Raw genomic sequence first — 7,210 nt, 5'->3', positions numbered from 1 at the left:
CCGCACCCGCACCCGCACCCGCACCCGCACCTGGTGGAACGTCCCGGTACCCGGCGGGGATCCCGACCGCGACCACTCCTTCGGGTGAGTTCGCGGCGGAGAGGGGTTCCCGCTAGAGCGGCACGATGTCCGGCGCACCCAGACGTGCCGCGTCCGCCGTCTGGTCGTCGGGCTGGAGCTGCGACTCGCGCTCGGCCTCCACCCGCTTCTCGTAGTGCTCGACCTCGCGTTCTATCTGCTCCTTGTCCCAGCCGAGGACCGGTGCCATCAGCTCGGCCGCCTCGCGGGCGCTGCGGGTTCCCCGGTCGAACGTCTCGATGGAGATGCGGGTGCGGCGGGTGAGGACGTCGTCCAGGTGCCGGGCGCCCTCGTGCGAGGCGGCGTACACCACCTCGGCGCGCAGGTAGTCGTCGGCGGCGTGCAGCGGCTCGCCGAGCGCGGGGTCGGCCGCGATCAGGTCCAGGACCTGGTCGGTCATCGAGCCGTACCGGTTGAGCAGGTGTTCCACCCGGACCACGTGCAGCCCGGTGCGGGCGGCGATCCGCGCTCGCGCGTTCCACAGCGCCTGGTAGCCCTCCGCGCCGAGCAGCGGGGTCTCCTCCGTCACGCAGTCGGCGACGCGCATGTCGAGCCCGTGCACGGCCTCGTCGACGGCGTCCTTCGCCATCACCCGGTAGGTCGTGTACTTGCCGCCCGCGACGACCACCAGTCCCGGCGCCGGGTGGGCGACCGTGTGCTCGCGGGACAGCTTGCTGGTGGCGTCGGACTCGCCGGCCAGCAGCGGGCGCAGTCCGGCGTACACGCCCTGGACGTCGTCCCGGCCGAGCGGCACGGCCAGCACGGAGTTCACGTGTTCCAGCAGGTAGTCGATGTCGGCGCTGGACGCGGCCGGGTGGGCCTTGTCGAGGTCCCAGCCGGTGTCGGTGGTGCCGATGATCCAGTGCCGGCCCCAGGGGATGACGAACAGGACGGACTTCTCGGTGCGCAGGATCAGGCCGCTGGTGGAGTGGATGCGGTCCTTGGGCACGACCAGGTGGATGCCCTTGGAGGCGCGGACGTGGAACTGGCCGCGCTCCCCCACCATCGCCTGCGTGTCGTCCGTCCACACCCCGGTGGCGTTGACCACCTGCTTGGCGCGGATCTCGTACTCCCCGCCGCCCTCCACGTCCTGCACCCGGGCGCCGACCACCCGCTCGCCCTCGCGCAGGAAGCCGGTCACGCGGGCACGGTTGGCCACCTTCGCGCCGTAGGACGCCGCCGTGCGCACCAGCGTGGTGACGAACCGGGCGTCGTCCATCTGGGCGTCGTAGTACTGCAGGGCACCGACGAGGGCGTCCTTCCTCAGGCAGGGTGCCACGCGCAGGGCATGACGGCGCGACAGGTGGCGGTGCAAGGGCAGACCCCGGCCGTGGCCGCGCGCCATGGACATCGCGTCGTACAACGCGACGCCCGAGCCCGCGTAGAGCCGCTCCCAGCCCTTGTGCTGCAACGGGTACAGGAACGGCACGGGCTTGACCAGGTGCGGGGCCAGGCGCTCCAGGAGCAGGCCGCGCTCCTTGAGAGCCTCGCGGACCAGGGCGAAATCGAGCATCTCCAGATAGCGCAGTCCGCCGTGGACGAGCTTGCTGGACCGGCTGGAGGTGCCGGACGCCCAGTCGCGGGCCTCGACCAGGCCGGTGGACAGTCCGCGGGTGACCGCGTCCAGTGCGGTGCCGGCCCCGACCACTCCGCCGCCGACCACCAGCACGTCCAGTTCGCGCTCCGCCATCGCCGCCAGTGCCTCGGCGCGCTGCGCCGGCCCCAGAGTCGCTGTCCTCACCGCTGCCTCCCGCTGTCGCAGACTCGCTCGCGTCGGCCGCACCCGGTGGGCGAAGCCCGGATCATTCCCTCCTCATGCCCAAATTCTGACCGCGATGCCCGACTTCAGCCACCACAGGCTCCCAGCCTGTGGACAACTCACGCACAACCCTGGGAAGACACACAAACACAATCACACAGAACGGTCATATGTGTACCTAGTCTGACACTGCACTCGCTCATGCTGTCCACAGCGGTTGCGCACCTGTCCCGCTTCGGCTACTGGGAAGGACGGCCCACGCATGCCCGCAGACCTCGCCGTCATCGGACTCGGCCCCTACGGCTTGCCGCTCGCCCAGGCCGCCGTCGCAGCCGGCATCTCCACCGTCGGCTTCGCCACCGGCCCCGAGGCCGGCCCGCTCAGCCCCGCGGAGCTGCGCCGGATGCACACGGCGGGCTTCCGGCCCGGCACCGACCCGGCCCAGCTCGGCCGGGTGCGCACGGCGGTGATCTGCGCGCCCACTCCGCGCGGCACCGACGGGGGGCTCGACCTCGGCCAGGTCGAGGCGGCTGCCCGCGCCCTGGCGGAACGGCTCCGCCCGCACACCACCGTCATCCTGGAGTCGCCCGTGCTGCCGGGCACGACGGAGCGGTTCCTGCGGCCGCTGCTGGAGGAGGGCTCGGGGCTGCGCGCCGGCCGCGACTTCCACCTCGCGTACTCCCCCAGCCGCGTCGACCCCGGCAGCCGCGGCCACGCCCCCGCCAGCACCCCGAAGGTCATCGGCGGCCTCACCCCCGCCTGCACCGAGTCCGCCGCCGCGTTCTACGGCCGGCTCACCGACAAGGTGGTGCGCGCGCGAGGTCTGCGCGAGGCGGAGACCGTGCAGCTGCTGGAGACCAACTACCGGCACGTGAACATCGCGCTCGTCAACGAGATGGCAGTCCTCTGCCACGAGCTGGGCGTGGACCTGTGGGACGTCATCCGGTGCGCGGAGACCAAGCCCTTCGGCTTCCAGGCGTTCCGGCCGGGTCCGGGCGTCGGCGGACACGGCGTCCCGCAGGACCTCACCGGGCACGCGACCCGCACCCTGCGCATGGTGGAGCTGGCCCAGCAGGTCAACAGCCGGATGCCCCGGTACGTCGTGCAGCGCGCCGCCACCCTCCTCAACGAACACGGCAAGTCCGCGCGCGGGGCCCGCATCCTGCTCCTCGGCGTCACCTACAAGCCCGACCTCGCCGACCAGCACGGCACCCCGGCGCAGGAGATCGCCGTACGGCTGATGGGGCTGGGGGCCGCCGTGAGCTACCACGACCCGTACGTCCCGGAGTGGGAGGTCCTGGAGCGCCCGGTCCCGCGCGCGGACTCGCTGTACGAGGCCGCGGCCGACGCCGACCTGACGATCCTGCTCCAGCAGCACCGCACGTACGACCTCCAGGGCCTCTCGGTGAAGGCGCAGCTGCTGCTGGACACGCGGGGGGCCACACCGACGGGGGCGGCGCACCGGCTGTGAAGGAGGCGCACGGGAGCGCGGGGCCGGGGAGCCGTCGGCACGGGGGAACGGCGCCGGCGTCTTGACGGGTGGCAGCCACCGTATGGACATGCCGAGGGCCGGTCACCCCGCTCGGGGTGACCGGCCCTCGCCGTTGTTCCGGGGCCGCCGCGGCGGCTACCGGCGGTGCTGGCTGTCCGCCACCGTCACCTCGACCCGCTGGAACTCCTTCAGCTCGCTGTAGCCGGTGGTGGCCATGGCACGGCGCAGGGCGCCGAAGACGTTCATCGAGCCGTCGGGGGTGTGCGACGGGCCGGTCAGGATCTCCTCGATCGTGCCGACCGTGCCGAGGTCGACCTTCTTGCCGCGGGGCAGCTCCTCGTTGACCGCCTCCATGCCCCAGTGGTGCCCCTTGCCGGGGGCGTCCGTGGCGCGGGCCAGCGGGGAGCCCATCATCACCGCGTCGGCGCCGCAGGCGATCGCCTTGGGCAGGTCGCCGGACCAGCCGACACCGCCGTCCGCGATCACGTGCACGTACCGGCCGCCGGACTCGTCCATGTAGTCACGGCGGGCCGCGGCGACGTCGGCGACGGCCGTGGCCATCGGGACCTGGATGCCCAGCACGTTGCGCGTGGTGTGCGCCGCGCCGCCGCCGAAGCCGACGAGGACACCGGCCGCGCCGGTGCGCATCAGGTGCAGCGCGGCGGTGTACGTGGCGCAGCCGCCGACGATCACCGGGACGTCCAGCTCGTAGATGAACTGCTTCAGGTTCAGCGGTTCGTGCGAGGACGAGACGTGTTCCGCCGAGACCGTCGTACCGCGGATGACGAAGATGTCCACGCCCGCGTCCACGACCGCCTTGGAGAACTGGGCGGTGCGCTGCGGGGAGAGCGCGGCGGCGGTGACCACGCCGGAGTCGCGCACCTCCTTGATGCGGGCACCGATCAGCTCCTCCTTGATCGGAGCCGCGTAGATCTCCTGGAGGCGGCGGGTGGCCGCCTCGGACGGCAGCTCGGCGATCTCGTCCAGCAGCGGCTGCGGGTCCTCGTACCGCGTCCACAGGCCCTCGAGATTGAGCACGCCGAGGCCGCCCAGCTCGCCGATGCGGATGGCGGTGGCCGGGGAGACCACGGAGTCCATGGGGGCGGCCAGGAACGGCAGCTCGAAGCGGTAGGCGTCGATCTGCCAGGCGATCGAGACCTCCTTCGGGTCCCGGGTACGGCGGCTGGGGACGACGGCGATGTCGTCGAAGGCGTACGCCCTGCGGCCGCGCTTGCCGCGCCCGATCTCGATCTCAGTCACGTTGGTGGCCTTTCCCTATGCGTTGCAGCGCCTTCCAGTATCGCCGACGGGCACGGCGAGGGCGGCCCCGGATGCTCCGGGGCCGCCCTTTCCGGCCTCACGCGCGCGCGTGGATCACTTCTTGCTGCTGTAGTTCGGCGCCTCGACCGTCATCTGGATGTCGTGCGGGTGGCTCTCCTTCAGACCCGCCGAGGTGATCCGCACGAACCGGCCGTTGGACTGGAGGTCCGGCACCGTCTGGCCGCCGACGTAGAACATCGACTGGCGCAGGCCGCCGACCAGCTGGTGGACGACGGAGGACAGCGGACCGCGGTAGGGCACCTGGCCCTCGATGCCCTCGGGGATCAGCTGCTCGTCGGAGGCGACGCCCTCCTGGAAGTAGCGGTCCTTGGAGAACGACCGGCGGTCGCCGCGGGTCTGCATGGCACCGAGCGAACCCATGCCGCGGTAGGACTTGAACTGCTTGCCGTTGATGAACAGCAGCTCGCCCGGCGACTCCTCGCAGCCCGCGAGCAGCGAGCCGAGCATGACCGTGTCGGCGCCCGCGACCAGGGCCTTGGCGATGTCACCGGAGTACTGCAGACCGCCGTCGCCGATCACCGGGACGCCGGCCTCCCTGGCGGCGAGCGCGGCCTCGTAGATCGCGGTGACCTGCGGGACGCCGACGCCGGCGACCACGCGGGTGGTGCAGATCGAACCGGGGCCGACACCGACCTTGATGCCGTCGGCACCCGCGTCGACGAGGGCCTGGGCGCCGTCGCGCGTGGCGATGTTGCCGCCGATGACGTCGACGCCGGAGGAGTTCGACTTGATCTTGGCGATCATGTCACCGACCAGGCGGGAGTGGCCGTGCGCGGTGTCCACGACGATGAAGTCGGCGCCGGCCTCGATCAGCGCCTGGGCGCGCTCGAAGGCGTCACCGGCCACGCCGACCGCCGCACCGACCAGCAGCCGGCCCTCGGCGTCCTTGGCCGCGTTCGGGTACTTCTCCGCCTTGACGAAGTCCTTGACGGTGATCAGGCCCTTGAGGACGTTCTCGTCGTCGACCAGCGGGAGCTTCTCGATCTTGTGCTTGCGCAGCAGCTCCATGGCCTCGGGGCCGGAGATGCCGACCTTGCCCGTGACCAGCGGCATCGGGGTCATGACCTCGTGCACGCGGCGGCTGCGGTCGCTCTCGAAGGCCATGTCACGGTTGGTGACGATGCCGAGGAGCTTCTTGTCGGGGCCGGTCACCGGGACGCCGCTGATGCGGAACTTGGCGCACAGCGCGTCGGCCTCGGCGAGGGTGGCGTCCGGGTGGATGGTGATGGGGTCGGCGACCATGCCGGACTCGGAGCGCTTCACCAGGTCGACCTGGTTGGCCTGGTCCTCGATGGAGAGGTTGCGGTGCAGCACGCCGACGCCGCCCTGGCGGGCCATCGCGATCGCCATGCGGGACTCGGTCACCTTGTCCATGGCGGCGGACAGCAGCGGGATGTTGACCCGCACGTTCTTGGAGACGTACGAGGCGGTGTCGATCTCGTCGGGAGCCATGTCCGACGGGCCCGGCAGCAGCAGCACGTCGTCGTAGGTCAGCCCGAGTGTCGCGAATTTTCCGGGCACTCCGTCGACGTTGGCAGTCATGACACCTTCCCCAAATGGCCTTGCTCGGTGCGGATGTCCATGCTAACGGGAAGCCTCGCTAGCAAATTCCACGGTACGGGGTCGCTTCAGGCTTCGTATGTTCGTACGGAAACGGGGGCGCGCCCGTTCAGTGCCGGAGCTACGGCGGCCCGGCGCAGGGTGGTTACTGTTCGGCGAGCGCCCTGAGGCGGCTCAGCGCCCGGTGCTGGGCCACGCGGACCGCACCGGGTGACATTCCCAACATCTGTCCCGTCTCCTCCGCGGTCAAGCCCACGGCGATGCGCAGCAGCAGCAGTTCGCGCTGGTTCTCGGGGAGGTTGGCCAGCAGCTTCTTGGCCCACTCGGCGTCGCTGCTGAGCAGGGCGCGCTCCTCGGGGCCGAGGGAGTCGTCGGGGCGCTCGGGCATCTCGTCGGACGGCACCGCGGTCGACCCCGGGTGGCGCATCGCGGCGCGCTGGAGGTCGGCGACCTTGTGGGAGGCGATGGCGAAGACGAACGCCTCGAAGGGGCGGCCGGTGTCCCGGTAGCGGGGCAGGGCGAGGAGGACCGCCACGCAGACCTCCTGGGCGAGGTCCTCCACGAAGTGGCGCGCGTCGCCGGGCAGCCGGGACAGCCGGGTACGGCAGTAGCGCAGTGCCAGCGGGTGGACGTGGGCGAGCAGGTCGTGCGTGGCCTGCTGGTCGCCGTCGACGGCACGGTGGACGAGCGCGCCGAACGCCCCAGGGGCCGTGCCCGCCTCGTCGTCGCGCATCGGTCCATGGTGCCTTGCGGCCGTCCGGTCCGTCGCATCGTGTTCGTGGTTGTGCACCGAAGCGTTATGAGCAGGTGCGCCGGCACTCATCCCCTGCGCCCTCCCCTTCCGCTCGACCGACTCGTCCCCGAGAGACTCCACACCTCAAGGATGCGGCATCCGCGCCGAAACGAGCAGCGCGCGTCCGGCGGGCCGCCTTGCGCACGCCCTTGCGGGGGTCCGCCGGCGGCTGTGCGCCGCTGCGGCC

At 71.6% G+C, this 7,210-nt stretch carries 5 protein-coding genes; 1 reads left to right on the top strand and 4 read right to left on the bottom strand.

Translation table 11 applies throughout. The features are described 5' to 3' along the window. Nucleotides 1–112: 112 nt before the first annotated feature. Nucleotides 113–1,819, bottom strand: a complete 1,707-nt coding sequence (locus tag GT045_RS20550) for a glycerol-3-phosphate dehydrogenase/oxidase (protein WP_161294336.1) — start codon at nucleotides 1,817–1,819, stop codon at nucleotides 113–115. A 280-nt stretch (nucleotides 1,820–2,099) separates the two neighbouring features. Here GT045_RS20550 and GT045_RS20545 point away from each other — a divergent pair, with 280 nt between their 5' ends. Then, nucleotides 2,100–3,308: a nucleotide sugar dehydrogenase gene (locus tag GT045_RS20545; protein WP_161335043.1), complete on the top strand. Its 1,209-nt coding sequence runs from the start codon at nucleotides 2,100–2,102 to the stop codon at nucleotides 3,306–3,308. A 156-nt stretch (nucleotides 3,309–3,464) separates the two neighbouring features. Here GT045_RS20545 and GT045_RS20540 read toward each other — a convergent pair whose 3' ends face one another. The 3 genes from GT045_RS20540 to GT045_RS20530 all read right to left on the bottom strand — a co-directional run bounded on the left by GT045_RS20540 (nucleotide 3,465) and on the right by GT045_RS20530 (nucleotide 6,963). Next, nucleotides 3,465–4,589 carry a GuaB3 family IMP dehydrogenase-related protein gene (locus GT045_RS20540; protein ID WP_161298540.1) on the bottom strand — a complete coding sequence of 375 codons (1,125 nt, stop codon included), beginning with the start codon at nucleotides 4,587–4,589 and terminating at the stop codon, nucleotides 3,465–3,467. Nucleotides 4,590–4,703: 114 nt separating this feature from the next. After that, nucleotides 4,704–6,212, bottom strand: a complete 1,509-nt coding sequence (guaB, locus tag GT045_RS20535; protein WP_161335042.1) for an IMP dehydrogenase — start codon at nucleotides 6,210–6,212, stop codon at nucleotides 4,704–4,706. A gap of 163 nt (nucleotides 6,213–6,375) precedes the next feature. Beyond that, nucleotides 6,376–6,963 carry a sigma-70 family RNA polymerase sigma factor gene (locus tag GT045_RS20530; protein ID WP_161298542.1) on the bottom strand — a complete coding sequence of 196 codons (588 nt, stop codon included), beginning with the start codon at nucleotides 6,961–6,963 and terminating at the stop codon, nucleotides 6,376–6,378. Nucleotides 6,964–7,210 lie beyond the last annotated feature (247 nt).

This window comes from Streptomyces sp. SID486, assembly GCF_009865385.1.
Classification (GTDB): Bacteria; Actinomycetota; Actinomycetes; order Streptomycetales; family Streptomycetaceae; genus Streptomyces.
This window is presented reverse-complemented; position numbering and strand designations above follow the sequence as displayed.

What these genes read in the sequence shown, in the direction of transcription:
- GT045_RS20545 (WP_161335043.1), top strand. Translation starts at nt 2,100, where the DNA reads ATGCCCGCAGACCTCGCCGTCATCGGACTCGGCCCCTACGGCTTGCCG.
- guaB (WP_161335042.1), bottom strand. Translation starts at nt 6,212, where the DNA reads ATGACTGCCAACGTCGACGGAGTGCCCGGAAAATTCGCGACACTCGGG.
- GT045_RS20530 (WP_161298542.1), bottom strand. Translation starts at nt 6,963, where the DNA reads ATGCGCGACGACGAGGCGGGCACGGCCCCTGGGGCGTTCGGCGCGCTC.